At 71.5% G+C, this 24,729-nt stretch carries 19 protein-coding genes; 14 read left to right on the plus strand and 5 right to left on the minus strand.

The features are described from left to right. Positions 1-142: 142 nt before the first annotated feature. From AC060L_RS12450 to AC060L_RS12475, 6 genes are all read left to right on the plus strand, one after another. Positions 143-391, plus strand: a complete 249-nt coding sequence (locus AC060L_RS12450) for a toxin-antitoxin system HicB family antitoxin (protein WP_483798739.1) — start codon at positions 143-145, stop codon at positions 389-391. Beyond that, positions 388-816, plus strand: coding sequence for a fic family toxin-antitoxin system, toxin component (locus AC060L_RS12455; RefSeq protein WP_483798740.1), 429 nt, complete (start codon positions 388-390; stop codon positions 814-816). The genes AC060L_RS12450 and AC060L_RS12455 overlap by 4 nt, the downstream gene beginning before the upstream one ends. A 25-nt stretch (positions 817-841) precedes the next feature. Further along, entirely contained in the window at positions 842-1,702 is an 861-nt protein-coding gene (locus tag AC060L_RS12460) for a putative RNA methyltransferase (protein WP_483798741.1), read from the plus strand. A gap of 169 nt (positions 1,703-1,871) precedes the next feature. After that, entirely contained in the window at positions 1,872-3,263 is a 1,392-nt protein-coding gene (locus tag AC060L_RS12465) for an AAA family ATPase (protein ID WP_483798742.1), read from the plus strand. 38 nt (positions 3,264-3,301) lie between these two features. Then, positions 3,302-3,679, plus strand: a complete 378-nt coding sequence (locus AC060L_RS12470; RefSeq protein ID WP_483798925.1) for a nucleotide pyrophosphohydrolase — start codon at positions 3,302-3,304, stop codon at positions 3,677-3,679. A gap of 154 nt (positions 3,680-3,833) precedes the next feature. Further along, positions 3,834-5,015 (plus strand): DUF6099 family protein, encoded by a 1,182-nt coding sequence (locus AC060L_RS12475; RefSeq protein WP_483798743.1) that lies wholly within the window; start codon positions 3,834-3,836, stop codon positions 5,013-5,015. Positions 5,016-5,193: 178 nt separating this feature from the next. Here the strand turns inward: AC060L_RS12475 and dapD are convergent, their stop codons facing one another. Then, entirely contained in the window at positions 5,194-6,186 is a 993-nt protein-coding gene (gene dapD / locus AC060L_RS12480) for a 2,3,4,5-tetrahydropyridine-2,6-dicarboxylate N-succinyltransferase (RefSeq protein ID WP_483798744.1), read from the minus strand. Between the two features lie 208 nt (positions 6,187-6,394). Here dapD and AC060L_RS12485 point away from each other — a divergent pair, with 208 nt between their 5' ends. From AC060L_RS12485 to argF, 3 genes are all read left to right on the plus strand, one after another. After that, a complete protein-coding gene (locus AC060L_RS12485) occupies positions 6,395-8,068 on the plus strand; it encodes a 3' terminal RNA ribose 2'-O-methyltransferase Hen1 (protein WP_483798745.1) in 1,674 nt (557 codons plus the stop codon). Further along, complete coding sequence (locus tag AC060L_RS12490) at positions 8,065-10,719, plus strand: polynucleotide kinase-phosphatase (protein ID WP_483798746.1); 2,655 nt, start codon at positions 8,065-8,067, stop codon at positions 10,717-10,719. The genes AC060L_RS12485 and AC060L_RS12490 overlap by 4 nt, the downstream gene beginning before the upstream one ends. Before the next feature lie 186 nt (positions 10,720-10,905). Further along, the gene (argF, locus tag AC060L_RS12495) at positions 10,906-11,907 is read left to right on the plus strand and encodes an ornithine carbamoyltransferase (protein WP_483798747.1); all 1,002 of its coding nucleotides are present in this window, start codon (positions 10,906-10,908) and stop codon (positions 11,905-11,907) included. A gap of 36 nt (positions 11,908-11,943) precedes the next feature. On the opposite strand, the gene AC060L_RS12500 is transcribed toward argF, so the two are convergent. The 3 genes from AC060L_RS12500 to AC060L_RS12510 all read right to left on the minus strand — a co-directional run bounded on the left by AC060L_RS12500 (position 11,944) and on the right by AC060L_RS12510 (position 14,214). Continuing rightward, on the minus strand, positions 11,944-12,408 hold the full coding sequence (locus AC060L_RS12500; protein ID WP_483798748.1) for a type II toxin-antitoxin system VapC family toxin: 465 nt from the start codon (positions 12,406-12,408) through the stop codon (positions 11,944-11,946). Between the two features lie 140 nt (positions 12,409-12,548). Then, positions 12,549-13,604 (minus strand): hypothetical protein, encoded by a 1,056-nt coding sequence (locus tag AC060L_RS12505; protein ID WP_483798749.1) that lies wholly within the window; start codon positions 13,602-13,604, stop codon positions 12,549-12,551. A gap of 91 nt (positions 13,605-13,695) precedes the next feature. Then, on the minus strand, positions 13,696-14,214 hold the full coding sequence (locus tag AC060L_RS12510) for a SigE family RNA polymerase sigma factor (RefSeq protein ID WP_483798750.1): 519 nt from the start codon (positions 14,212-14,214) through the stop codon (positions 13,696-13,698). A gap of 430 nt (positions 14,215-14,644) precedes the next feature. Here AC060L_RS12510 and acnA point away from each other — a divergent pair, with 430 nt between their 5' ends. The 5 genes from acnA (at position 14,645) to AC060L_RS12535 (ending at position 21,970) form a co-directional block, all read left to right on the plus strand. Then, positions 14,645-17,302 (plus strand): aconitate hydratase AcnA, encoded by a 2,658-nt coding sequence (acnA, locus tag AC060L_RS12515; protein ID WP_483798751.1) that lies wholly within the window; start codon positions 14,645-14,647, stop codon positions 17,300-17,302. A gap of 98 nt (positions 17,303-17,400) precedes the next feature. Further along, positions 17,401-18,042: a maleylpyruvate isomerase family mycothiol-dependent enzyme gene (locus AC060L_RS12520; protein WP_483798752.1), complete on the plus strand. Its 642-nt coding sequence runs from the start codon at positions 17,401-17,403 to the stop codon at positions 18,040-18,042. A 520-nt stretch (positions 18,043-18,562) separates the two neighbouring features. Further along, complete coding sequence (ngcE, locus tag AC060L_RS12525; RefSeq protein ID WP_483798753.1) at positions 18,563-19,954, plus strand: N-acetylglucosamine/diacetylchitobiose ABC transporter substrate-binding protein; 1,392 nt, start codon at positions 18,563-18,565, stop codon at positions 19,952-19,954. A gap of 120 nt (positions 19,955-20,074) precedes the next feature. After that, positions 20,075-21,007 carry a carbohydrate ABC transporter permease gene (locus AC060L_RS12530; protein ID WP_483798754.1) on the plus strand — a complete coding sequence of 311 codons (933 nt, stop codon included), beginning with the start codon at positions 20,075-20,077 and terminating at the stop codon, positions 21,005-21,007. Between the two features lie 12 nt (positions 21,008-21,019). Beyond that, complete coding sequence (locus AC060L_RS12535) at positions 21,020-21,970, plus strand: carbohydrate ABC transporter permease (RefSeq protein ID WP_483798755.1); 951 nt, start codon at positions 21,020-21,022, stop codon at positions 21,968-21,970. Positions 21,971-22,075: 105 nt separating this feature from the next. Here AC060L_RS12535 and pepN read toward each other — a convergent pair whose 3' ends face one another. Then, complete coding sequence (gene pepN / locus AC060L_RS12540) at positions 22,076-24,646, minus strand: aminopeptidase N (RefSeq protein WP_483798756.1); 2,571 nt, start codon at positions 24,644-24,646, stop codon at positions 22,076-22,078. Positions 24,647-24,729: the final 83 nt, after the last annotated feature.

Raw genomic sequence — 24,729 nt, forward strand, 5'->3', positions numbered from 1 at the left:
GATCCGCGCGGGCTCGCCGCGGCGGGTGTCCCGGTCCGTGCCGCGTTCACCGGGTATTCGCTCCGGCGAAGCGCGCAGCTTCCCGGATGCGCCCCTGCGCGCGCCCTTGTGGTGCTAGCAGGACAGCGCTAGCTTCGAAGACATGGGTAAGAAGCAGCTCAACGTGCGGGTGGACGCCACCACCGCCGAGATGGCCCGCGAGCGGGCGGAGCAGCAGGGGATCAGCATGAACCAGTACATCGAACGGCTCGTCCAGCAGGACATGGGCGAGGCTGGGCTGACCTTCGTCGACGCGGCGGCCCAGTTCATGAAGGAGTTCGAGCAGGAGTTCCTCGCGGAGTTCGGCGCGAGCAGCGGAGCGGCCGACGACCGGCAGGGCGGACGCCGTTGAAGCTGGAGGTCGACCTCTCCTGGCTGCTCATGACCGCGGAGCAGTACACGCCTGGCGACCCCCAGGTGACCGACTACGGCTCGCTGCTGGCCGCCGTCGCCCGGCACCACGCGGAGATCTTCGACATCGCGGTGTACCCGGAACCGCAGGACCGCGCGGCCGCCCTGATGCACCAGCTGATCCGGGTGCCGGCACTGGAACGGACCAACGAGCTCTTCGCCACCGCGGTCGCCTACGCCTACCTGGTCGCCAGCGGCTGCCACGTGGCCACCACCGCGCGCGAGGTGCGAAGTCTGGCCCGGGCCGTCCGGGAAGGCAGGCTCGGCGTGGACGGCGTGGCCGAGCGACTGAACGCCTGGGTGGTCGACGAGGCCGAGGGCGAGGGCGTGGCGGGTGAGGACGGCGAGGAGGACTCCGACTCCTGACAGCCGGTTGCCTTAGGGTGGGGCGGTGCTCCGGGACATCGAACGGTATCTGACCTGCCCCTTCTGCGGCCTGGGCGTTGCCCTCGACCCGGCTGGGCGCGCCGTGCGCTGCGCCGGCGGCCACTCCTTCGACGTCGCGAAGCAGGGCTACGTCAGCCTGCTGCCCGGCGACGCGCACACCGGGACCGGCGACACCGCCGAGATGGTGGCCGCCCGCAGCGACTTCCTCGCGGCCGGCCACTATGCGCCGATCGCCGAGGCACTCGCGGCGGCCGCCGTCGCGGCCACCGGTACCGTCCCCGCCACCGCCACTGGGCCGCTGCCCGGGCTGGTCGCCGACCTCGGAGCCGGCACCGGCTACTACCTCGCACGCGTCCTCGACGCGGTCGGCATGGCCGGAGCGGCGCTCGACATCTCCAAGTTCGCGCTGCGCCGGGCCGCCAAGGCGCACCCGCGCGCTGGTGCGGTGGTCTGTGACGCCTGGCGCCCGCTCCCGCTGACGGACGGCTGCGCGGACCTGGTGCTCAACGTCTTCGCCCCCCGCAACGGCGCCGAGATCCGTCGCGTGCTGCGCCCCGGCGGCAGCCTGTTGCTGGTCGCGCCCACCTCGCGGCACCTGCGGGAACTGGTCGCCGGACTCGGCCTGCTCTCGGTCGACGAGGAGAAGGAGCGGCGGATCGACGAGAAGCTCAGCCCCTGGTTCGCGCTGGTGGAGCGGACCGAGGTGGAGTTCGAGCTGAGCCTGACCCACCGGGACGTCGCCGCCGTGGTCGGCATGGGCCCGAACGCCTGGCACACCGACCCCGCCGCGCTCGCCGCCGCGCTCGCGGAGCTGCCCGAACCGGTGACGGTGACCGGCTCGGTGCAGGTCGCGACGTACCGCTGACGTTCCGGCGCCTGCCGCCTGCCGCTGTCCGGCACCGCCCGCGCCCGCGCGCCAGGCGTCGGTCTGCCTGACTTCTCACTCCGGCCCGTCTCCCCGTTGGGATGAATCCCGTGTCGCAGGCACGTTTCTGCGACCGCCTGCCCGATCCCGCGTCAGTAGGGTCGGCTCGGTGACCAGCGAAGCCGCCGCGCGCCCCGCCGCCACTACTGCCCGCCCCGCTGCCGCTGCTGCGGCCGCCACTGCGACAGCCGCCGCCGGCCGCCGTCCAGCCGTCGGTCCGCCGCCCGCCCCGGCGCTCAGCGCCGCCCGCGCGGCGCTCCGGCCCACGGTCGAGGAGGTCCGCCTCACCTCCTTCAAGTCCTACCGCCGCGCCACCCTGCCGCTGTCGCCGATCACCGTGCTGCACGGCCCGGCGGGCGTCGGCAAGGCGAACGCGCTGGACGCGCTCGCAGTGCTCGCCCGGCTGGCGCTCGGCGAGGAGATCGGCCCCTCGCTGGACGGCATCGGCGGTGCCAGCGGGCCGTTGGCCGCGCCGGTGCGCGGCGGACTGCTGGGCTGCGTGCCGCACGGTCGCAACGCGATCATCCTGGGCTGCACCGTCAGCTCCGGTGCGGGACCGATCCGTCTGGAGCTGGTGATCCGCACCGACGGCCGGGTCCGGATCGCCCGCGAGTGGCTGGCCTGCGACGGGCAGACCCTGGTGGAGACCGGTGAGCAGGACGTGCCGGGCGGCCGCGTCAACGTGAGCTGGCACAACGACACCCGTCAGGGTGATATCCGAGCTCCGTTCCCGAGTGGCACGCTGATCACCACGCAGATCCCGCTTCGGGTGGCCGGCTCCTCGCCCGGCGAGCGCAAGGTGCTGGCCGCCGCCGAGCAGGTGTTGACCGCGTTGCGCGAGGTCTTCCCGGTCCACCCGGTGCCGGCACTGATGCGCGGCTGGGTCCGGGCCGACCCGCAGGTCCGGCTGCTGCCCAGCGCCGCGAACCTCTCCGCGGTGCTGGCCCGGCTGCAGGGCGAGTGCACCCGCCGGTACGGGCGGCTGCTCAAGGCGGTCCAGTCGGCGGCCCCGCACCCGCTGCTCGGCCTGGACGTGGCCCGGCGCGGCCACAGTCCGCAGGAGCGCGTGCTCGCGGTATTCGACGAGGGCGTACTCGGGCGCACCGGCGCCGACCAGGCCTCGGACGGGATGCTGCGGCTGCTCGCCTTCGCGGCCGTCCTGCTGACCGGCGCGGGTGTGCTGGACGTCGATCCAGCCATCGAAGTGCCCTGGGCGCAGCGGCAGTTGACGGTGCTCGCGCAGGATCTCGGGGCCGGGCTCTCGGACGAGCAGACCGGCTCGCTGCTCCGGCTGGCCCGCGAGATGTGCGACAAGGACCACGTCCGGCTGCTGGCGGCGCTGCAGGACCCGGCGGCGGCCCGGCTGGTGGCGGGCGTCGACCTGGTGGAGTGCCGTCGGGACCCGATGAGCGGACACAGCGTGCTGCTGCCGGAGGCGCCCCGGGTGCCGGCCCAACCCGGGCCGGGCGAGGCGGAGGATGCGGTAAACCTGGAGCGGTGACCGAACGAGCCACCCCACCCGAGCCCCTGCCGCTGTCCCTGCCCAGCTCGCCGTCCTTCACCTTGGACGAACTGGCGAAACGGCTGGCGGACTTCGCCGCCGTCCGGCACTGGCAGCCGTTCCACACACCGAAGAACCTCGCCGTGGCGCTCAGCGTGGAGGCGTCGGAGCTGCTGGAGATCTTCCAGTGGCTGACCCCCGAGCAGTCCGCGGCCGTCATGGACGATCCGGATCGGGCGCACCGGGTGCGGGACGAGGTCGCCGATGTGCTGGCGTACCTGGTGCAGTTCTGTACGACGGTCGGTGTCGATCCGCTGGCCGCGCTGGCCGCGAAGATCGAGCGCAACGAGCACCGCTTCCCGGTGCCGGCCTCACCCGAACGGGCTGATCAGAACGATGATCAGCCCGGCAATTGAGCCGAAACTATCCACAGCCCCGGGGTTGTCCACAGCTTTGCGATCGGTTCGGACGCAAGCCCCGGTCGGCGCGCACTCTCTACTCCTGACGGACCGTTCCGTGGCGGGCGGTCAGGCCGGCCCGGTCCGTCAGGAGTGAGAGGAGTCCCGACTCATGGATGCGCTGCGTTTGATCAGGGCCGCCCGGCACGCGCTCGCCGAGGCCAGGACGGTGCCGGACGTGCTGTCCGAGGCCTGGCAGGTGGCCACGCTGACCGAGACGCTGGCGGGGTGGCTCGCCGAGGAGCCGGTGGCGGAGCTGGGCGCGCTGGCGCAGCTGCTCGCCCACGCGGGCAGCCACGCGGTCGGCTGCCTGGAGTCGGCCGCCGACCGGCCGGAGCACGGGGACTGGGCGCCCAGCGGGCGCGCCGCTCGGCTGAGCAGCCTGGGCGAGCCGGAGCTCGCTCTGCAGCAGCTGCGGCACCTCTTGGTGGAGGTGTCCGAGGCGCTGGAGGCCATCGCGGGCGACGCGCTGGCGGAGAGCGTCTACTGGCAGGCCATCGACGGAATCGACGCGAACACGGAGTGCCGGGAGCTGGTGGTCGAAATGCTCCGGGTTCTGCGCCGCCGTGGCCACCAGGAGGGGCGGCAGTCCGACGGGGAGTCGTCCGAGCTGCCGGGGCCGCCCGAGCCGCCCGATCCGTCGGGGACAACGCCGGAGCGGAAGCCGCCGGAGCCGCCGGACTCGCCCGGCCTGCCGGGCGCGGCGCAGCAGGGCGAGCCGACCGACGCGGGCGGTGAGGTGCACGGCTGCGACCCGGCGGCCGCGTCGCCGAGGCAGCCGCCAACCCTGGTGCTCACGCTGACCCCGCCCCCGGCGCCCGCGTCGAAGGTGTGCTCGGCGAAGAAGGTGTCCCTGGCGAAGGGGCCGCCGCCCGGCGGGGTGCCGACCGCACTGCGGCGCTGCTACCAGGCGCCGGAGCCCGCCGGGGCTTCGGGAGCGCCGGGCCGCTCGGCCGCCCGGGCACCGGCCGACTCGAGGTCGGCGCCGAGTCCGGCCAGATCGGCGTTGACCGAGGCGAGCAGCTCCTGCATCTGGTCGAGCAGACTCCTGGGCGAGCCGGCGGGTGCGGCCGTGGGCAGTGGCGGTGCGACGGGTGCCTCGTACCTGGGCTCGGGCATGGGGGACCTCTCCAGCTCGGTCGTGCTGACTGATGCGTCGGACGGCGGCGAAGCCCATCCGGCGGCCACCGCGGGGGCGCGAGGCCCTGTCGGCTCAACGAGCCGCCGCCGCACCGGGTCACCGGCGACCACCCGATGCGGTCGAGCCGTCCCGGTGGCTCAGTCCCCCGAGTGACCCGGGCTTGCCCGGCTCCCGTCGACTCGGCTATGCGCTGCCGTCTCGTCCCCGCCGCGTCACCCGCGTCACCCGCGCTACTCCGCTCCCGCTACGCCGAGGCCCCGGCGGCGCGGGAGCGCGGCCGGGGCCTCGGCACAGCGGGGGTTCCCAGGAATCCCCACCATCTGACAGGAGGTCAGTTGTGAGCGTGCAGCTCGGCGTTCAGTCCACCCCACGACCCGGAGCGGGCGATCACCTCGACCGCGCCCGACTGCGAGTTGCGGCGGAACAGCAGGTTGTCCTGGCCCGAGAGCTCGACCGCCTTGGCGACCGTGCCGTCCGGCAGCGTGACCCGGGTGCCGGCCGTGACGTACAGGCCGGCCTCGACGACGCAGTCGCTGCCGAGCGAGATGCCGATGCCCGCGTTGGCACCCAGCAGGCAGCGCTCGCCGACGGAGACGACCTGCTTGCCGCCGCCCGACAGGGTGCCCATGATCGAGGCGCCGCCGCCGATGTCGCTGTGGTCGCCGACCACGACGCCCGCGCTGATCCGGCCCTCGACCATCGAGGTGCCCAGCGTCCCGGCGTTGAAGTTCACGAAGCCCTCGTGCATCACGGTCGTGCCGACGGCCAGGTGGGCGCCGAGGCGGACCCGGTCGGCGTGCGCGATCCGGACGCCCTGCGGGGCCACGTAGTCCGTCATCCGCGGGAACTTGTCGATCCCGTAGACGGCCAGCTGGCCGCCCTCCGCGCGGACCGCGAGGCGGGCCTGCTCGACCAGCTCCACCGGCACCGGGCCGATGCTGGTCCAGGCGACGTTCGCGAGCAGACCGAAGACACCGTCCAGGCTCTGGCCGTTCGGCTGGACCAGCCGGTGGCTCAGCAGGTGCAGGCGCAGGTAGGCGTCGTGGGCGTCGAGCGGCTTCTCGTCGAGCGAGCCGATCACGGTGCGCACCGCGACGACCTCGACGCCACGGCGGGCGTCGGTGCGCAGTGCGGCGGTCGCGCCGGTGCCGAGCTCGGCCTCGGCCTGCTCGGCCGTCAGGCGGACGGTGCCGGACGGGCCCGGCTCGGCGGCCAGGACGGGGGCGGGGTACCAGGTGTCGAGCACGGTGCCGTCGGCGGCGATGGTGGCCAGACCAGCGGCGACGGCGCCACGAAGGGCGGGGGAGGTCGTTTCAGCAGTCACATCGAGCACGGTAACGAATTCCGGCCACTCCTGCCGAAAGCGCCCAGGGTGCGGACGACTGCGGCCCGCCCTGTTCCACCGGCGGTCCGGCGGTCCGGGCCGCTGATCATCCGGTCGCTCGTCCGACCCTCCCTCGCTCGCCGCGTGCCATTGCCGCCGGAACAAAATGGCGTGCTCCGACCGGGGCGCGCGAGGAATACTCGACCGGGTGTTCATCTCGATCTCGACCACCGGAACCATCGACCACCCGGCCACCGACCTGGGCTTTCTGCTGCACAAGCACCCCGGGAAGGCGCAGCGCTTCAGCACGTCGCACGGCGAGGCGCACGTCTTCTATCCCGAGGCGAGCGAGCAGATGTGCACCGCCGCGCTGCTGCTGGACGTCGACCCGATCGCGCTGGTCCGGCGCGGTCGTGGCAACGGCCGGGGCCGGGGCGGCTCGCCCGACTTCGCTCTCGCGCAGTACGTGAACGATCGCCCGTACGCGGCCTCCTCGCTGCTCGCGGTGGCGCTGCGCACGGTCTTCCGTACCGCGATGAAGGGTGTCTGCGAGCAGCGGCCGGGACTGGCCGAGCAGGCGCGCCCGCTGACCGTGCGGCTGCCGGCGGTCGCGGTGGGCGGTGGCGAGCCCCGGGCCGCGGGCGGCCGGTCGCACCCTGGCCGACCGGCCGGGGAGCCGCTGGACGAGCGGCCGCTGGTCAACCGGCTCTTCGAGCCGCTCGGCTGGCAGGTCGGCGCCGAGACGATCCCGCTGGACGAGACCATCCCGGAGTGGGGCGCCTCGCGCTACCTGCGACTCGAACTGACCGGCACGCTCCGGTTGGCCGACGCCCTGCAGCAGCTCTACGTGCTGCTCCCGGTGCTCGACGGCGCCAAGCACTACTGGGTCGCCCCCGACGAGGTGGACAAGCTGCTCGACGCGGGGGAGGGCTGGCTCGCCGACCACCCGGAGCGCAACCTGATCATCCGTCGTTACCTGCACCGCCGCTGGTCGCTGGCGAACGAGGCGATGCGCCGGCTGGAGCTGGCCCGGCTCGCCGAGGCCGACGGCGACGAGGCGGAGGACCTGGACAACGCCGTGGACCCCGGCGGACCGGATGCGGCCGGGCCCGGAGAGGATTCGGCGCCGGGCCCGGACCTGGACCTGGACCTGGAGGGCGCGGCTGCCGACCCCAAGCCGGTCCCGCTCGCCCAGCAGCGCCGTGAGGCGATCATCGGGCTGCTGGACGAGGCCGGCGCGACCCGGGTGCTCGACCTCGGCTGCGGACAGGGCGAGCTGATCGGCGCTCTGCTGAAGCAGCGCCGCTTCACCGAGATCCTCGGTGTTGACGTCTCCTCGGGCGCGCTGGCGGCTGCCACCCGCAAGCTGCGGCTGGACCGCCTGCCGGAGCGTCAGGCCGAGCGGGTGCGGCTGGTGCAGGGCGCGCTGACCTACACCGACGCCCGGCTCAAGGGCTACGACGCGGCCGTGCTCTCCGAGGTCATCGAGCACCTGGACCTGCCCAGGCTCCCGGCGCTGGAGCACGCGGTGCTGGGCGCCGCCCGCCCGGCCACCGTGATCGTCACCACGCCGAACGCCGAGTACAACGTCCGCTGGGAGACCCTCCCTGCGGGCCACGTCCGGCACGCCGACCACCGCTTCGAGTGGGACCGCGCCGAGTTCCGCTCCTGGGCGGAGCGGGTGGCGGCGAACTACGGATACACCGTCAGCATCCACCCGGTCGGTCCGGACGACGCCGAGGTCGGCCCGCCCACCCAGCTCGCGTTCTTCCGCCTGGGCAGGCCGACTGTGAAGAGCAGCACCGCCACCACCGCCACCACCAGCACCACCGGCACCACCGTCACCGAAGCCACCACCCCCGAGAGGAGCGCGACCCGATGACCGACGAGCCCCAGGCAGCGAGCACCCTCGCTGCCCCGGACCACACGCGTCGCCTCCCCGTCACGGACCTCTCACTGGTGGTCCTGATCGGCGTGAGCGGCTCGGGCAAGTCCAGTTTCGCGCGCAAGCACTTCGCCGGCACCCAGGTGATCTCCTCCGACTACTGCCGCGGCCTGGTGTCGGACGACGAGAACGACCAGTCGGCCTCCGCCGACGCCTTCGAGCTGCTGCACTACATCGTCGGCAAGCGGCTGGCGGCCGGCCGGCTCACCGTGGTGGACGCGACCAACGTGCAGCAGGCGGCCCGCAAGCAGCTGGTCGCGCTCGCCCGCGCGCACGACGTGCTGCCGATCGCGATCGTGCTGGACGTCCCGCCGGGCGTCTGCGCCGAGCGCAACCGCACCCGGCCGGACCGCGACTTCGGTGCCCACGTGATCCCGCGTCAGCACCGCGAGCTGCGCCGGTCGCTCAGTGCGCTGGAGCGTGAGGGCTTCCGCAAGGTGCACCACCTGCGCGGGACGGCCGAGGTGGACGCGGCCGAGATTGTTCTGGAGAAGCGCTGGAACGACCTGCGCGAGCGCACCGGTCCGTTCGACATCGTCGGCGACATCCACGGCTGCCGCGCCGAGCTGGAGACGCTGCTCACCCGGCTCGGCTACCGGCTGACCCCGGACGAGCAGGGCCGCCCGGTCGACGCCGTGCCGCCCGAGGGCCGGACCGCGGTCTTCGTCGGCGACCTGGTGGACCGCGGCCCGGACACACCGGGCGTGCTGCGCCTGGTGATGGGCATGGTCGCGGCCGGTCACGCCCTCTGCGTGCCCGGGAACCACGAGAACAAGCTCGGCCGCGCGATGTCGGGCCGTCAGGTCACCGTCTCGCACGGTCTCAAGGAGTCGCTGGAGCAGCTGGCGGCCGAGCCGGAGGAGTTCCGCACCGAGGTCCGCGCCTTCATGCGCGACCTGGTCAGCCACTACCTGCTGGACGGTGGCAACCTGGTGGTCTGCCACGCCGGCCTGCCGGAGAAGTACCAGGGCCGCAACTCCGGCCGGGTCCGCTCGCACGCGCTGTACGGCGAGACCACCGGCGAGACGGACGAGTACGGCCTGCCGGTGCGCTACCCGTGGGCCGAGGAGTACCGGGGCAAGGCGATGGTGGTCTACGGCCACACCCCGGTGCCGACCGCGAGCTTCCTCAACAACACCATCTGCCTGGACACCGGCTGCGTCTTCGGCGGTAGCCTCACCGCGCTGCGCTACCCCGAGCGCGAGCTGGTGAGCGTGCCGGCCGAGCAGGAGTGGTACGCGCCGGTCCGCCCGGTGATCACCGACGCTCCGGGAGCCCGCGAGGGCCGTCCGCTGGATCTCGCCGACGTCGCCGGGCGCCGGGTGGTGGAGACCACGCTGGCCGGCCGGGTGTCGGTCCGGGAGGAGAACGCCGCGGCCGCGCTCGAAGTGATGAGCCGCTTCGCGCTGGACCCGCGCCTGCTCGCCTACCTCCCGCCGACCATGGCGCCCAGCCCGACCTCGCGCCGGGACGGCTACCTGGAGCACCCCGAGGAGGCCTTCTTCGCCTACCGCGCCGACGGCGTGCGCGAGGTGGTCTGCGAGGAGAAGCACATGGGCTCGCGGGCCGTGCTGCTGGTCGCCCGGGATCCGGCCGCGCTGGAGAGCCGGTTCGGCCTGGCCGGGCCCGGTGCGATCTGGACCAGGACCGGCCGTGCCTTCCTCGGCGATCAGGACCTGACCGGGGCGATCCTGGACCGGGTGCGGGCCGCCGCCGAGCAGGCCGGCCTCTTCACCGAGCTGGCAACCGACTGGCTGCTGCTGGACGCCGAGCTGCTGCCGTGGTCGCTCAAGGCTGTGGACCTGCTGCGCCGTCAGTACGCGGCGGTCGGCGCGGCCGCCCGCGCGGCGCTGCCCGACGCGCTGGCCGCGCTGGAGCGCGCCACGGCCCGGGGCATCGAGGGGCTGGCCGAGCTGACCGAGCGCCACCGCCGCCGTGAGGCGGACGCCGGTGCCTTCACGGTGGCGTACCGGCGCTACTGCTGGCCGACGGAGGGGCTGGCCGGGATCCGGCTGGCGCCGTTCCAGGTGCTCGCCGCGGAGGGCGCCAACCTCGCGGTGCGCCCGCACGACCAGCACCTCGGCTGGATCGACCGCCTGGTGGCCGCCGACGAGGCGGCCTGCTCCGGCAGCGGTGCGGCCGCCGCCGGATCGGCGCGGCCCGAACCCCTGCTGCGGTCCACCGGCCGAGTGGTGGTGGACACCGCGGACGAGGCCTCGATCGCGGCCGGTACCGCCTGGTGGGAGGAGCTCACCGGAGCCGGCGGCGAGGGCATGGTGGTCAAGCCGCTCGCCTCGCTGGTCCGCGGTGAGGCCAGGGAGGGCCGCCCGGGCGGGCTGGTCCAGCCGGGTCTGAAGGTCCGCGGCCGGGAGTACCTGCGGATCATCTACGGCCCGGACTACACCGAGCACCTCGGCTCGCTGCGCCAGCGCACCCTGGGCCACAAGCGCTCACTCGCGCTGCGCGAGTACGCGCTCGGCCTGGAGGCGCTGGACCGGCTGGCCGGCGGCGAACCGCTCTGGCGGGTGCACGAACCGGTGTTCGCCGTCCTGGCGCTGGAGTCGGAGCCGGTCGACCCGCGGCTCTAGCAGGCTCGGGCCCGGGCGTCGCCCCGCCTCGCGCGGGCCCGGGCCTCACCGGCTCGCGCCATGCAGGCCTGCCACCACCTGACCGCGGTGGCAGGCCGGCCGGACGGCAGACTCAATGCATAGAAATTCAGTTCCTCGTATACTATTGCCGCTCAGCCCCTTCGCTTTCGTCTTCAGGAGCCCGGCATGGCCTCGAATCTTCGGAACCGGCACTTCCTCAAGGAGCTCGACTTCACGGCCGAGGAGTTCCGCTCCCTGATCGAGCTCGCCGCGCAGCTCAAGGCCGAGAAGTACGCCGGCACCGAGCAGCCCCGGCTGCGCGGCAAGAACATCGCGCTGATCTTCGAGAAGACCTCGACCCGGACCCGCTGCTCCTTCGAGGTGGCCGCTCACGACCAGGGGGCCGGCACCACGTACCTGGACCCGGCCGGCTCGCAGATCGGCCACAAGGAGTCCATCAAGGACTCGGCCCGGGTGCTCGGCCGGATGTTCGACGGGATCGAGTACCGCGGCCGTGGCCAGGAGATCGTCGAGGAGCTGGCGGCGTTCGCCGGAGTGCCGGTCTGGAACGGCCTCACCGACGAGTGGCACCCGACCCAGATGCTGGCCGACATCCTCACCATCCAGGAGCACAGCGACAAGCCGCTGACCGACGTCGCGCTCGCGTACCTCGGCGACGCGCGGAACAACATGGGCAACTCGCTGCTGGTCACCGGGGCGCTGCTCGGTCTGGACATCCGGATCGTGGCCCCCGAGCAGCTCTGGCCGGCCGAGGAGGTCCGCGCGGCCGCCGAGCAGCTCGCGGCTGTCAGCGGGGCGCGGATCACGCTCACCGAGTCCGTCGCGGACGGCGTGGCCGGCGCCGACTTCCTCTACACCGACGTCTGGGTCTCGATGGGCGAGCCCAAGGAGGTCTGGGCGGATCGGATCGAGCTGCTGAAGCCGTACCAGGTCTCGATGGACACCGTGCGCGCCACCGGCAACCCGGGCGTCAAGTTCCTGCACTGCCTGCCCGCCTACCACAACCTGGAGACCGAGATCGCCCGGCAGCTGTACGCGACCACCGGCATGGCCGAGCTGGAGTGCACCGACGAGCTCTTCGAGTCCGCGCACTCGATCGTCTTCGACCAGGCGGAGAACCGGATGCACACCATCAAGGCGGTACTGGTGGCCACCCTCGGCTCCTGACTCGCTCCTGCCCCGCCGGTCACCCCGCCGGCAGGGTCACGCCGGGTCGCCGGTGATCCCGCGGATCTCGCAGCGCGGCCCGCTGGCCCGCATCAGTCGCAGGTCCGCGGTCACCAGCGGCGCCCCGAGCTGCTCGGCGACCGCGACATAGGCGGCGTCGTCCGGGGTCAGGTTGTCCTTCAGCTCCCAGACCCGGCCGAGCAGCGGCGCCAGCTCCACCTTCCGGAACGCGATTCCGGGCAGCTCGGCCGCCAGTGCCGTGACCTGCTCGGCGGTGTTCTCCCGTGCCAGGTACCGCCCGCGCAGCGACTGCATCACCTCGATCAGCAGGTGCTCCGGCGCCGCCCACTCGGCGTCCGCGGCCAGCGCGGCGCGGGCGGCGTCCCCCCGGGCCCCCTGGTCGGCGAGCGCGAGGACGAGGGCGGAGGCATCGACGACGATCACAGGCGGGTCTCCCAGGGCGTGCGAGGTGACGACCCGTCCGTCCGGGCCGTGCGCCACGCTAGCCTTCCCGCCCGCGGCGGACGGCGACAGGCTCCCGCAAGGCGCCACCCACCCTGCCCGCCCGCCCTCACCCTGCCGCCGCACCCCGCACCCCGCCCCCGGCCGCTGCTCGGCGCCGCCGAGCCACTCCCCATCGCCTATGACGGCGAGCCGGCGGCATTCGGCACGCCCGAGTCACTCGGCCGACCCGAGCTGCCCGGCGACGGTGCCAACGGGCTCCCGCTCGGCCGCCAGGTGTTGGTCGGGCTCGCGGACGGCGAGGCCGATGCCCCGCTGCCCACGTCCCGGTACGGCCGGATCGTCGAGGCCGCCCGCGCCGCGAACTGCTCGCTGACCCAGGGCTGGAGTTCCGGACTCAGTGCCACGGCCTTCAGCTGATCCGCCGTCAGGGTCGGGGCGGACAGCCCGGGGGGCGCGGTCACGCCCGGGGCGTTGTTCGGGGGCAGGTGCTGCGCGATGGCTGTGACCAGCATGCCGTCCGCCCGCAGCACGGACACGGTGCGCGAGGTGCCGCCCGACGTGCTGGCTTCGGAGACCTCTAGGCGGCCCCCATCGGGCAGCGTGCTGTCGGTGCAGGACGTCAGGTGGGCTGCCGGCAAGGCCTTGCCACAGTCGAGCGGGGTGTCCCCCTGCCCGCCCGGCCCGCGCTTCGAGGACAGGAGCTCCACGAAGTGGCTGGAGATGCTCAGGTCGAGGGACTGCGAACCGTACACCCGGTCCACCACGGTGAACGCCGTCCCGCTCGCACCGACCGACGTCGTATCACCGCCCGCCAGCTCGACCATCATGCTGCTTCCCTGCGGATTGGTCAGCTTCGTGCCCGGCGGCAGCGTGTCGGCGGCGACCAGCAGCAGGCCCTGCCCGGTGATCGCCAGGGTGCCGGGCGGTCGCGGGGCGTCGGCGGCGTCGGTCGGCGACGCTGCCGCCGGAGACCGACTCGCGCCCATCGCTCCGACCACCGTCTGCGTGCTGCCCGGTCCGCGGCCGCCGGCGAGTTGCACGACGCCGACCGCCAGCACGACCACCGCCGCCGCGGAGGCGGCCGTGCCGAGGCGTCGGCGCCGCCGCAGCACCCGCCCGCGCTCCGCCGCGCCGCTGACCAGCGGCGCGAGCTCCGGCCCTACCCCGCCCATGGCCCGCCCGAAGGTCTGCGCGAGCCGGGCGCCATCCGCTTCGAGATCCTTCTCGTCCATGCGGTATCCCTCTCCCCGTCCATGTTGTCCACGTCGTTCATGTCATCCCTGCCGTCCCTGCCGTCCCTGCCGTCCCTGTCGTCGGTCCCGGCTACGCCTGCAGCAGGTCCGCCTTCGAGCCGAGCGTCGTGCGCAGCCGCGCCAGCGCCCGCAGGCTCTGACTGCGCACCGCCCCCGCGCTGAGACCCAGCTCGACGGCGGTCTCCTCGACGCTGCGGTCCTCCCAGTACCGCAGCACCAGCACCGCCCGGTCCCGCGGCGAGAGCTCGCCCAGCGCGGCGAGCAGCGTCATCCGCAGCGCCGGATCACCGCCGGGCGCCACGTCCTCCGGTAGCTCGCCGTACGCCGGCCGCTCCGCGCTGCGCCGCAGCCGACGGTGCGACAGGTACGTCCGGACCAGCACGCTGCGCGTATAGGCGTCCTGACTGTCCGCCCGCTGCACCCGGCCCCAGGAGGCGTAGATCTTCGCCAGGGCGATCTGGGTGAGGTCCTCGGCGAGGTGCCAGTCGCCGCACAGCAACAGCGCCGTGCGGAACAGGTGGCGCCCTCTGGTGAGTGCGAACTCCTCGAACCCCGCTGGAGCCGCACCGCCCCGCAGCTTCCCGATCACTCGCTCTCCCCGTTCCCGCCCTCGACGCCCGAGGCGTCCGCACCGTCCGATCGTCCGTGCACGGGATTGGACGCCTGAGCCCGGCAGGCGCGTTACGGTCGGAATCGAGATTCTTCGGGAGGAGCTCAGGGCGGAGCTCAGAGAGGAGTCCAAGGCGGAGCTCAGGGAGTCCACGGGAGCTCCGCGCGAGGGTCCGTGGGAGGCCCACAGCGGTGCCGGGCATGCGGACGCGCCACAGGGGTGCCTGACGTCACTCCCAGTCCACCCATGCACTATGGTTTATCTCGACATCGAGATAACTTCGCGCTACGATGTATCTCGATATCAAGATACTTGCCGAGAGGCGTACGCCTTCCATCATCGGCGGTGGGTCTCGCCCAACTTAGGCAAGGCTTACCTTATCACCGGGTGGATCCAGAAGGAGTCAGTCGTGTCCGCGAACAGCTTCGACGCCCGCAGCTCGCTGCAGGTGGGCGACGAGTCGTACGAGATCTTCAAGCTCTCCGCCGTCGAGGGTTCCGAGCGGCTGCCGTACAGCCTCAAGGTGCTGCTGGAGAACCTGCTTCGCACGGAGGACGGCGCGAACATCACCGCCGACCACATCCGTGCCCTCGGCGGCTGGGACCAGAACGCCGAGCCGAGCCAGGAGATCCAGTTCACGCCGGCCCGCGTGATCATGCAGGACTTCACCGGCGTGCCGTGCGTGGTGGACCTCGCCACCATGCGCGAGGCCGTGAAGGAGCTGGGCGGCGACCCGGCCAAGATCAACCCGCTGGCCCCGGCCGAGCTGGTCATCGACCACTCGGTCATCGCCGACAAGTTCGGCACCAAGGACGCGTTCACCCAGAACGTCGAGATCGAGTACGGCCGCAACAAGGAGCGCTACCAGTTCCTGCGCTGGGGCCAGACCGCGTTCGACGAGTTCAAGGTCGTCCCCCCGGGCACCGGCATCGTCCACCAGGTGAACATCGAGCACCTGGCCCGCACCATCATGGTCCGCGGCGGCCAGGCGTACCCCGACACCTGCGTCGGCACCGACTCGCACACCACCATGGTCAACGGCCTGGGCGTGCTGGGCTGGGGCGTCGGCGGCATCGAGGCCGAGGCGGCCATGCTCGGCCAGCCGGTCTCCATGCTGATCCCGCGCGTGGTCGGCTTCAAGCTGAACGGCCAGCTGCCGGCCGGCGCGACCGCCACCGACCTGGTGCTCACCATCACCGAGATGCTGCGTAAGCACGGTGTGGTCGGCAAGTTCGTCGAGTTCTACGGCGCCGGCGTCACCGCGATCCCGCTGGCCAACCGCGCCACCATCGGCAACATGTCGCCGGAGTTCGGCTCGACCTGCGCGATCTTCCCGATCGACGACGAGACCCTGCACTACCTGCGCCTGACCGGCCGCAGCGAGCAGCAGCTCGCCCTGGTCGAGGCGTACGCCAAGGAGCAGGGCCTGTGGCACGACCCGTCGGTCGAGCCGGTCTACTCCGAGTACCTGGAGCTGGACCTGGCCACGGTCGTCCCCTCGATCGCCGGCCCGAAGCGCCCGCAGGACCGCGTCATCCTGGCCGAGGCCGCGCAGAAGTTCGCCGAGGTGCTGCCGTCCTACGCCGCCGAGGCCTCGAAGCCGACCGTCGTCTCCGCCCCTGACGGCTCGTCGTACGAGATCGACAACGGCGCGGTCGTGATCGCCTCGATCACCTCCTGCACCAACACCTCCAACCCCTCCGTCATGCTGGGCGCCGCCCTGCTGGCGAAGAAGGCCGTGGAGAAGGGCCTGCACGTCAAGCCGTGGGTCAAGACCACCCTGGCCCCCGGGTCCAAGGTCGTCATGGACTACTACGAGAAGGCCGGCCTGCTCCCGTACATGGAGAAGCTGGGCTTCAACCTGGTCGGCTACGGCTGCGTCACCTGCATCGGCAACTCGGGCCCGCTGCCCGAGGAGGTCTCGAAGGCCGTCAACGACGCCGACCTCGCCGTGGTGTCGGTGCTCTCCGGCAACCGCAACTTCGAGGGCCGGATCAACCCGGACGTGAAGATGAACTACCTGGCGTCCCCGCCGCTGGTGGTCGCCTACGCCCTGGCCGGCAACATGAACATCGACATCACCCGCGACTCGCTGGGCCAGGACGCCGACGGCAACGACGTCTTCCTCGCCGACATCTGGCCGTCCGAGCTGGAGGTGGCCGATGTGGTCGCCAGCTCCATCGACCAGGAGATGTTCGCCAAGGACTACGCGGACGTCTTCGCCGGTGACCACCGCTGGCAGTCGCTGCCGATCCCGACCGGCAACACCTTCGAGTGGGACACCGAGTCCACCTACGTCCGCAAGCCCCCGTACTTCGAGGGCATGGCCAAGACGCCGAGCCCGGTGACCGACATCGCCGGCGCCCGGGTGCTGGCCAAGCTGGGCGACTCGGTCACCACCGACCACATCTCCCCGGCCGGCAACATCAAGGCCGGTACGCCCGCCGCTCAGTACCTCACCGAGCACGGCGTGGAGAAGCGCGACTTCAACTCGTACGGCTCGCGCCGTGGCAACCACGAGGTGATGATCCGCGGCACCTTCGCCAACATCCGCCTGCGCAACCAGATCGCGCCGGGCACCGAGGGCGGCTACACCCGCGACTTCACCCAGGCCGACGCGCCGGTGTCGTTCATCTACGACGCCTCGCAGAACTACCAGGCCGCCGGCACCCCGCTGGTCGTGCTGGCCGGCAAGGAGTACGGCTCGGGCTCGTCCCGTGACTGGGCGGCCAAGGGCACCGCGCTGCTCGGCGTCAAGGCCGTCATCGCCGAGTCCTACGAGCGCATCCACCGCTCCAACCTGATCGGCATGGGCGTGCTGCCGCTGCAGTTCCCGGCCGGCCAGAACGCCGACAGCCTGGGCCTGACCGGCGAGGAGACCTTCTCCTTCGCCGGTGTGACCGAGCTGAACGAGGGCCGCACGCCGAAGACCGTCAAGGTCACGGCCGTCGGCGCCGCCGGAACCGTCGAGTTCGACGCGGTCGTCCGCATCGACACCCCCGGTGAGGCGGACTACTACCGCAACGGCGGCATCCTGCAGTACGTGCTGCGCTCGCTGATCGGCTAGTAGCACCTGGCACGACCCAGTAGTACACGCGCAGGCCGCGCTCCTCCGGTGGAGGGGCGCGGCCTGTGTTATTACGCGGCCTGTGTTATTACGGAGTTATGGCGACGCGTTCCGATCCGTGGTCGCTGATCCACGCCGAGCGGCGCGCACTGCTCGCCGACGTGCAGCAGCTGGCCCCCGAGCAGTGGACCGTCTTCTCGCTCAGTGCGGGACGCACGGTCCGCGACACCCTGGCGCACATGACCGCCACCGCCCGGATGACTCCGCCGGACTTCTTCCGCAAGCTGGCCAAGGCCCGCTTCCGCTTCGACGTGATGACCGACCGCGAGATCCGCGAGCTGACCCGGGGCCGGCCGCAGACCACGGTGGAGGCCTTCGCCGAACAGCTGGACTCCGTCGCGCACCCACCGGGCCCGGTGGAGAGCTGGCTGGGCGAGACCGTGGTGCACGCCGAGGACATCCGGCACCCGCTCGGCATCGCCCACGAGTACCCGGTCGAGGCGCTGATCACCTGCGCCGACTTCTACCGCGGCTCCAACCTGCTGATCGGCGGCAAGAAGCGGGTCGCCGGCCTGCGCCTGAAGGCGACCGACGCCGACTGGTCGGCGGGGGAGCAGGGCCCCGAGGTGAGCGGTCCGCTGCTCGGGCTGCTGCTGGCGATCACCGGCCGCCCGGCGGGCCTGGACGGGCTCACCGGCGACGGCGTCTCCGTGCTCAACGGGCGGATGCCCAGGCACTGACGCCCCATTCAGCCGGGTGCTCGAAGCTGCGCATTTCTATGTTCAACCGAGCAGAATCGCGCTAGATTCTCCAGCCACGGGCGATGCTCACGCGGCGTCCAGGCAGTGCCCAGGACGCGCTCCAGGCGTGCCCCGGGATGCCCGGGCGGCGGCGCCCGCGCGGAGCGGCTGAAATACGCAGGCTTCCTGAACATTGCACATGCTGCACCGCCGACAACGCTTTGAGTGCTGCGGGTTGTAACCGATGAGGAGACTATTGCCGCCGGATGAACAGTGGACTATACCTTTGCGCATCGACAAAACCCCTTCTGACCGGCACCTTCGCCGCGAGGCACGGTTAAGGCACGGTCAAGGGAAGCCAGTTGACGTCCCATCAGCGATCTGTCCGTCAGTGATCTGCGGGACCGTCGGTCGACCCAGCACTTTTCCGCCCGCGCGAGCCAACTGCACAACTGCATGCGCTCGGCGCGGAGTTCACCGCACCGTGGCACCATCTGGACACTGAGGGGTTAGGGCACTCATGGGCTCTGCAACGCAGTACAACCGCCGCGACATCTTCAAGCGCGCGGCCGCCATCACCGTTCTGGCGGCCGGCGGCTCCTCGCTGCTCGCGGCCTGCGCCGGCGGCACCGGCAGCTCCAGCAGCAACAGCGGCCCGTCAAGCAGCGGCAGCGCCACCAACCCGTTCGGGGTCAAGTCCGGTGACCCGCTCGACGTGGTCATCTTCAAGGGCGGCTACGGCGACGACTACGCCCGCGCCTTCGAGGACATGTACAAGAAGACGTACACCGGCGCCAGCATCACCCACCTGGGCACCCAGGAGATCAGCGGCAAGCTCCAGCCGCGGTTCAACGCGGGCAACCCGCCGGACGTCATCGACGACTCGGGCGCCCAGCAGATGAAGATCGACGTGCTGGAGAAGGCCGACCAGCTGACCGACCTCACCGTGCTGCTCGACGCGCCGTACCTTGACGACCCGTCGAAGAAGGTCCGCGACGTCCTGCTGCCCGGCACCATCGAACAGGGCACCATCGACGGCAAGATGTACTCGCTGAACTACGTCTACACCGTCTACGGCCTCTGGTACTCCAACAAGCTGTTCAAGGACAAGGGCTGGGCCCCGCCGAAGACCTGGGACGACTTCATCACGCTCTGCGGCACGATCAAGGCCGCCGGCATCGCGCCCTTCGCCCACCAGGGCAAGTACCCCTACTACGTCAACTACCTGATCCTGGACCTGATCGGGAAGCAGGGCGGCCTCGACCTGATCACGAAGATCGACGCCTGCGACCCGACGGCGTGGGACGACCCGGCCGCGCTCGCCGGTGTCACCGCCTTCTTCGAGATCATGCAGAAGGACTACCTGCTGCCCGGTACGAACGGCATGACCCACACCGAGTCGCAGACCGCGTGGTGCCAGGGCAAGGCCGCGTTCATCCCGTCCGGCTCCTGGCTGGAGAACGAGATGATCAAGATCACGCCGGCCGACTTCGACATGGCGTTCCTGCCGGTGCCCTCGCTCCCCGGCGACAAGCTGCCGCAGACCGCGGTGCGGGCCGGCGCGGGTGAGCCGTTCATCGTCCCGTCGAAGGCGAAGAACCGCAACGGCGGCCTGGAGTTCCTGCGGATCATGCTGACGAAGGAGGGCTCCGGCAAGTTCGCCGCAGCCGCCAACTCGCTGACCGTGCTGAAGGACGGCATCGGCCCCGACGTGGTGCTCAAGCCGGGCACCAAGTCCTCGGCCGCCGCGGTCACCGCCGCCGGCAACGACACCTTCAACTTCAACTACCCGGACCTGCAGACCGCGTTCGACACCGAGCTGCAGAACGCCACCAACGAGCTGGTCAACAGCCGGATCACTCCGCAGCAGTGGATTGCCCGGGCCAAGGCCGCGACCTCCAAGAAGGTCTGACGGCCGCTCGCAGGACAGGTCTCTTCGGACACCGGGGCCCGTCTCGGGCCCCGGTGCTTCCACGCGATACCGCAGCAGCAAGCCTGTCTGACGCAGGCTGTGGCGGACAGGAGCAGGCGCATGCGTCACCGCAAGTACCCCTTCATCCTGGGGTTCCTCATCATCCCGGTCGTGCTGTACGTGGTGCTGGTCATCTGGCCGTACCTGCAGACCTTCGGCTACTCCCTGACCGACTGGTCCGGGGCCTCGCAGACGATGAACTTCGTCGGACTGCGCAACTACACCCAGCTGTTCGGCGACAGCGTCTTCATCACGGCACTGGAGCACAACATGCTCCTGCTGATCGTGCTGCCGATCGTCACGATCCTGCTGGCGCTGTTCTTCGCCTTCATGCTCAACGTCGGCGGCCGCGGCGGCACCGGCGGCGTGCAGGGCGTGCGCGGCGCGGCCTTCTACAAGGTGATCTTCTTCTTCCCGCAGGTGCTCTCGGTCGCGATCCTCTCGGTGCTCTTCCAGGCCGTCTACCGCACCGACCAGGGCGGCCTGTTGAACGGCGTGCTGATCAAGCTCGGCATCGAGGACGCGGCCAACCCGTGGCAGTGGCTGGCCGACCCGAACATCGGCCTGTGGTGCGTGGTCGGCGTGCTGGTCTGGTCGGGTGTCGGCTTCTACCTGGTGCTCTTCTCGGCTGCCATGCAGTCGATCCCGAAGGACATCTACGAGGCCGCGCTGCTGGACGGCGCCGCGCGCACCCAGACCTTCTTCAAGATCACCCTGCCGCTGCTCTGGGAGACCGTGCAGACCGCGTGGGTCTACCTGGCGATCGCGGCCATGGACGCGTTCGCGCTGGTCTCCACCATGACGCCCGGCGCGTACTACGGCGGTGGCCCCGACCACCACAGCGAGATCATGGCGACCTTGCTGATGCGCAACTTCATCACCTACGGCAAGGCCGGCTACGCCTGCGCCATGGGTGTGGTGATCTTCTTCATCACCATGATCCTGTCCGTCGTCTCGCTGCGGGTCACCCGGCGCGAGCGGATCGAGTACTGAGCGGGGCCGGCGATGACCACCAAGACTGACCAGACCACCAAGGTCCCGGCCCCGCGCGACGGTGCCCCGGCCGTTCAAAAGCCCCGCAAGGAGCAGCGGTTCGCGGACGGCGGCGGCGTCCTCAACGTCTTCTCGCACGGCTTCCTGGCGCTCTGGGCGCTGATGATCATCGCACCGCTGATCTGGATCGTGCTCGGCTCCTTCAAGACCGACGGCCAGATCGGCGGCAGCGCCTGGACCTGGCCCTCGCACTGGCACTTCGACGCGTTCACCCGGGCCTGGGACAAGGGGATCGGCAGCTTCTTCGCCAACACCCTGATCGTGCTGGTCGGTTCGGTGACGCTGACGATGCTGCTCGGCGCGATGGCGGCCTACGTGCTGGCCCGCTACGAGTTCCCGGGCAACCGGGTCATCTACTACTTCTTCGTGGCCGGCGCGATGTTCCCGGTCTACCTGGCCCTGGTCCCGCTCTTCTTCATGGTGAAGAACCTCGGGCAGGTCGTCCCGTGGCTCGGCCTGAACCAGTACGCGGGCCTGATCCTGGTGTACGTGGCGTACTCGCTGCCGTTCACCGTCTTCTTCATGTACTCGTTCTTCCGCTCGCTGCCCACCGCGGTGCACGAGGCGGCGATGATCGACGGCTGCTCGCACAGCCGTGCGTTCTTCCAGATCATGGTGCCGATGGCGAAGTCCGGCCTGATCAGCGTCGGGATCTTCAACGTGCTCGGCCAGTGGAACCAGTACCTGCTCCCGGTGACCCTGATGCAGCAGCAGAGGGGCGGCGACCCGGACCGCTCGATGCTCGCCCAGGGCCTGCTCAACCTGGCGCAGCAGAGCGGTTACGCGAGCGACTTCCCCGGCCTGTTCGCCGGTATGACGATCGCCATGCTGCCGGTGCTGGTGGTCTACCTGTCCTTCCAGAAGCAGGTGCAGGCGGGTCTGACCTCGGCCACTCTCAAGTAGCCACGCCCGGGCGGCCGTCCCGCCCGCGGCCGTCCCGCCTGTGTCAGTCCCACGTACGTCGAACGGCCCGCCCCCCAGTCGGGGAGCGGGCCGTTCGACGTACCGTCAGCCCCGGTCGGCCGCCTGGGCGCGCAGCGCTCGCGCCAGCTCGTCGCGGCACTCCAGCACCAGTCGGCGCAGCGCCGGCGCAGCGTCCTGATGCGCCGTCAGCCACGCGTCGGTCGCCGCCAGCGTCGCGTCGTCGGTCTGCAGCCGCGGGAAGAAGCCGCCGACGAACCGCATCGCGATCTCGATGCTGCGCTCCGCCCAGATGCTCTCCAGCAGCTCGAAGTAGCGCGCGGTGTACGGCGCCGTCAGCTCGCGCTGCCCGGGCTGGGAGAAGCCCGCGGTCTGCGCGCCGACCATCGCGTTCGGCAGCAGGTCGGAGTCGGCGACCGCCGACCAGGCGGCAGCCTTGGCCTCGGCGGTCGGCCGGGCGGCCAGCGCCTGGGTGGCCTTCTGGCTGCCGCTCGCGGTGTTGTCCCGCTTCAGCTCGGCGTCCAGCTGTTCGACGGTGGCCCGGCCGGCCGCGGCCAGCGCGATCCAGAACGACCAGCGCAGGTCCTGGTCCACGTCGAGGCCGTCGATCCGGGCGGTGCCGGCCAGTAGGCCCTCCAGCAGCTGGAGCTGCTCGGCCGTCTGCGCGGTGGCGGCCGCGAAGCGGGCCCAGGCGAGCTGCTGGTCGCTGCCGGGCGCCGCCGCGCGCAGCTCGGTCAGCGCGCACTCGGCGAGCAGCCCGCTGCCCTCGGCGCGCCAGGCCGGGTCGGCGAACAGGTCCACCGCGCCCTTGGCCTGCGCGTGCAGCGACTGCAGCACGCCGATCTCGGACTCCTGGCCGGCGAACCGCAGCACCAGGGCGACGTAGTCGCGCGCCGGCAGCAGGCCGTCGCGGGTCAGGTTCCAGCAGGCCGACCAGGCCAGCGCGCGGGACAGGGTGTCCTGGATGTCGCCGAGCGAGTCGCGCAGCGTGGCCAGCGAGTCGGCGTCGAAGCGGATCTTGCAGTACGTCAGGTCGTCGTCGTTGACGAGCACCAGCGCCGGGCGCGGCCGGCCGGCCAGCTCCTCGACGACGGTCCGCGGGCCGGCGATGTCCAGCTCGGCCCGGGCGGTGCGCACCAGCGAGCCGTCCGCCTCGCGGTCGTAGAGGCCGACCGCGATCCGGTGCGGGCGCAGCGTGTCGCCGTCCTGGCGGACCGCCAGCTCGGTGATCCGGCCCTCGGCGTCCACGGTGAGCTCGGGGGTGAGCGAGTTGACCCCGGCGGTCTGCAGCCAGGCCGCCGACCAGTCGGCCATCGCCCGCTCGCCGCGCCCGGAGGTGACGGCGAGCACCTCCAGCAGGTCGCCGAGCACGGTGTTCCCGAAGGCGTGCTGCTTGAAGTAGCGGCGGGCGCCCTCGAAGAACGCGTCCCGGCCGGCGTACGCGACCAGCTGCTTGAGCACCGAGGCGCCCTTGGCGTAGGTGATGCCGTCGAAGTTGAGCTTGGCGTCCTCGACGTCGCGGATGTCCGCGGTGATCGGGTGCGTGGTCGGGTACTGGTCCTGCCGGTAGGCCCAGGCCTTGCGCTGGTTGGCGAAGGTGACCCAGGAGGACTGGTACTTGGTCGCCTCCTGCAGGCTGAACGAGCCCATGAAGTCGGCGAACGACTCCTTCAGCCAGAGGTCGTCCCACCACTTCATGGTGACCAGGTCGCCGAACCACATGTGCGCCATCTCGTGCAGGATGACGTTGGCCCGGCTCTCGTACGCGGCCTCGGTGACCTTCGAGCGGAAGACGAAGTCCTCCCGGAACGTCACACAGCCCGGGTTCTCCATCGCGCCGATGTTGTACTCGGGCACGAAGCACTGGTCGTACTTGCCGAACGGGTACGGGTAGTCGAACTCGTCGTGGAAGAAGTCCAGGCCCTGCTTGGTGACCGTGAAGATCTCGTCCGCGTCGAAGTAACGGGCCAGCGACTTGCGGCAGGTGGCGGCGAGCGGGATCTCCAGCACGCTGCCGTCGGCCAGTTCGCGGCTCCACCGGTCACGCTCGACGTGGTACGGCCCGGCCACCACCGCGGTCAGGTAGGTGGAGATCGGCTGGGTCGCCAGGAAGTGCCAGGTCTTCGCGGCGCCGTCCTCGACGACCTGCTGCGCGGCCGAGTTGGAGTAGACGTCCCAGCCGGCCGGCGCGGTCACGGTGAAGACGTAGGGCGCCTTCAGGTCCGGCTGCTCGAAGTTGGCGAACATCCGGCGCGCTTCGGCGGGCTCGAAGTGGCTGTAGAGGTACGTCTCGCCGTCCACCGGGTCCACGAAGCGGTGCAGACCCTCACCGGTCCGGCTGTACGCGCAGTCGGCATCGACCACCAGGACGTTCTCGGCGGCGAGTGCGTCGAGCGCGACGCGGGAGCCGTCGAAGACGGCCGCCGGGTCGAGGGCCCGGCCGTTCAGGGTGACGGCCCGCACCGAGGGGGCCAGCAGGTCCGCGAACGAGGCGGCGCCGGGTTCGGCGCAGCGGAAGCGGATCGTGGTGCTGGAACGGAAGGTCGCAGCGGAGGTGTCCGGCGCGCTGGTGACGTCGAGGTGTACCTCGTAGCCGTCCACGCTGAGGATCCCGGCGCGCTGCTGTGCTTCGTCCCGGCTGAGGTTCTTGCCCGGCACTGCGGTACTCCTTTGTCCGACACGCACGGCTCTGTGCAGGTGACGGGGCAGGACCTGCCCCGGGGCATCTTTTCACGGGCACC

Source organism: Kitasatospora sp. NEAU-69 (genome assembly GCF_057158765.1).

Excerpts from the sequence above, each read along its gene's own strand:
- AC060L_RS12450 (WP_483798739.1), top strand. The coding sequence starts at position 143 with ATGGGTAAGAAGCAGCTCAACGTGCGGGTGGACGCCACCACCGCCGAG.
- AC060L_RS12475 (WP_483798743.1), top strand. The coding sequence starts at position 3,834 with ATGGATGCGCTGCGTTTGATCAGGGCCGCCCGGCACGCGCTCGCCGAG.
- AC060L_RS12490 (WP_483798746.1), top strand. The coding sequence starts at position 8,065 with ATGACCGACGAGCCCCAGGCAGCGAGCACCCTCGCTGCCCCGGACCAC.
- argF (WP_483798747.1), top strand. The coding sequence starts at position 10,906 with ATGGCCTCGAATCTTCGGAACCGGCACTTCCTCAAGGAGCTCGACTTC.
- AC060L_RS12505 (WP_483798749.1), bottom strand. The coding sequence starts at position 13,604 with ATGGACGAGAAGGATCTCGAAGCGGATGGCGCCCGGCTCGCGCAGACC.
- AC060L_RS12520 (WP_483798752.1), top strand. The coding sequence starts at position 17,401 with ATGGCGACGCGTTCCGATCCGTGGTCGCTGATCCACGCCGAGCGGCGC.
- ngcE (WP_483798753.1), top strand. The coding sequence starts at position 18,563 with ATGGGCTCTGCAACGCAGTACAACCGCCGCGACATCTTCAAGCGCGCG.
- AC060L_RS12530 (WP_483798754.1), top strand. The coding sequence starts at position 20,075 with ATGCGTCACCGCAAGTACCCCTTCATCCTGGGGTTCCTCATCATCCCG.
- AC060L_RS12535 (WP_483798755.1), top strand. The coding sequence starts at position 21,020 with ATGACCACCAAGACTGACCAGACCACCAAGGTCCCGGCCCCGCGCGAC.